Below are 1926 nucleotides of genomic sequence, written 5' to 3'. Positions count from 1 at the left end.
TATTACCATATCGTAACCGTTAAGTGTTCTGCACCCTGCTGCGGCTGCTCTTTTTAAGAAAGAAGTCTGGGCTGGAGTATAAATTAAATCCATTACCGCTTCTTTTCCTGTAAATGTATAAAATTCCGCCGGGTCTGATTCATCATAACCTTCCATGCCGACAGAAGTGGTTTGAATTATTATGTCATTGTATTTGGACATGAGTTCCACGCCATTATTGTCCAATCCGCCCCAACGGAAATTATAACGCGATGCAATTTCTCTTGCCTTATGAACGGTACGATTTAAAATCAGGGCTTTCCCGCCCATGTTGTATACTTCCGCCGCTACTGCGCGCGACACTCCTCCCGCGCCAATAATGGTAATTTTTTGATGTTTTAAATTTTTCTTTCCTAAAAAATTTAAGAGCGAAGATGAAAATCCGGCGTAATCGGTATTGTCACCAACCCATATATCATCTTTGCGGTATAAGGTATTACACGCTCCTATTGCTTGTACAACTGCCGATCTTTGACCAAGATACGGAAGAATTGCTTCCTTGAAAGGAACGGTAACCGAAAGCCCTTGAATATCCATTTCTTTTGCAAGTTCCATAAAATCACCTATGTCTGTTACAGGAAATGGAGCATATACGGTATCTGTGTCTTCAAGGTTAAAAATAGTATTAAAAAACCATGGACTAACGCTGGATTTTAAAGGGTTGCCTACAACACCGTATACTTTTGTTTTTTTTTTTTTTTTTTCGCAGATGGTATAATTCTGAAAGTTTTTTTACATCTAACTGACCGGGAGCGCCGGGAATGACACTTTCAGATAACGCGCTTGAATAAGTTAACAAAGAACCGAATTTTTCCGCAAGAATTCTTGAGTAAATTCCATAGTGTCCCATACATATAAGAATTTTATCTTGATTGGCAAAAGAACCGGATGCGCGAAAAACATTTAAGACCTCGCGGGTAGACTTTACAGCAACCGCTATTTTTATTATTTCGTCTCCTGCGTGTTTCATCAATTTCATTTTTGTGGAAAAGTCGGTAATAGTTCCTTTTAAGTCATGGCATGAACGAATAATCCTTGTTCCGAATGTGCGAGCCGCTTCTTCAAGACTTGGTACGTTAAAGTCTTCTTCGATATCAACATAGGCAAAATTAAATCTGCTGTCGGCATTTGCGTAGGCAAGTCCGTTAGCGAGTAATTTTAATCTTGCTCCTTCGCCGCCTGTAAAATAGCCTCCGTCAACATCGCGCCTGACTGTAAGAATAACTGGAATGCCCGCCAATTCTGGAAACTGACGTATGTATAAACGCTCTCCTGCGTCCAGACAATCAACGCGCAACTCGGCTAGATCGGCATAGTTGCGGTATTTACTTAATAAATCAATATCCTGTTTGATGGTTTTACCTGTAAGGCATAAACAAATTTTTGACAAAAACTCCCCCTAAAAATCGGGACGGTAAATATAAATTGCCGTAACCAATCCCGTATTGTTAAAATTCACCCTTAACATCAAGGGCCAATTCTTGCCGTTTATTGCAAGAAGCGCATGATCTTCCTTTTCTACGGCGTTGCTTCCCATGGCAAGTAATACAGCCGCTTTTTTATCGCCGTTTGAAATCCCGTGCGTAGAAGCTAATTTTACCTGCCAAATCCTATCCCTGTAAATATAAAAATCAGCCAAGGGTCTTTGCGGACTTCTTCGCTCAGAGAATCTGAGCTAAAAAGCTCCCTAAACCTTATCCAGTCAAAATTAGCGGGTATTTTTGCAGAATTTTTGCTATTTGCAATGGCAAGTTCTTGGTAAAAAACGACGTCATGCCCTGCTTCCCATTTTAAGCGTATAGAGCCCTTTTCTGTATCGAAGGGAAATAATGCGCCTGCGGGCATAAAAACACCTGGGCTAAGGTTGTGTTTAGACCAATAAGGGCG

Annotated in this window: 3 protein-coding genes and 1 pseudogene; all 4 read right to left on the bottom strand. The window is 40.7% G+C overall.

Annotated features, from left to right (window positions below; genetic code table 11):
- A partial coding sequence (locus ACYVTD_RS12115) for a shikimate dehydrogenase family protein (RefSeq protein WP_461248013.1) occupies positions 1 to 660 on the bottom strand: 660 nt, incomplete at its 3' end.
- A 19-nt stretch (positions 661 to 679) separates the two neighbouring features.
- Positions 680 to 1429, bottom strand: a complete 750-nt coding sequence (locus ACYVTD_RS12110) for a type I 3-dehydroquinate dehydratase (protein ID WP_461248012.1) — start codon at positions 1427 to 1429, stop codon at positions 680 to 682.
- 9 nt (positions 1430 to 1438) lie between these two features.
- Entirely contained in the window at positions 1439 to 1678 is a 240-nt protein-coding gene (locus ACYVTD_RS12105; RefSeq protein WP_461248011.1) for a hypothetical protein, read from the bottom strand.
- A pseudogene (locus ACYVTD_RS12100) lies at positions 1636 to 1926 on the bottom strand (hypothetical protein); the annotation flags it as partial. The gene ACYVTD_RS12105 and the pseudogene ACYVTD_RS12100, both read right to left, overlap by 43 nt.

It is taken from the genome of Treponema sp. R6D11 (genome assembly GCF_054786075.1).
This window is presented reverse-complemented; position numbering and strand designations above follow the sequence as displayed.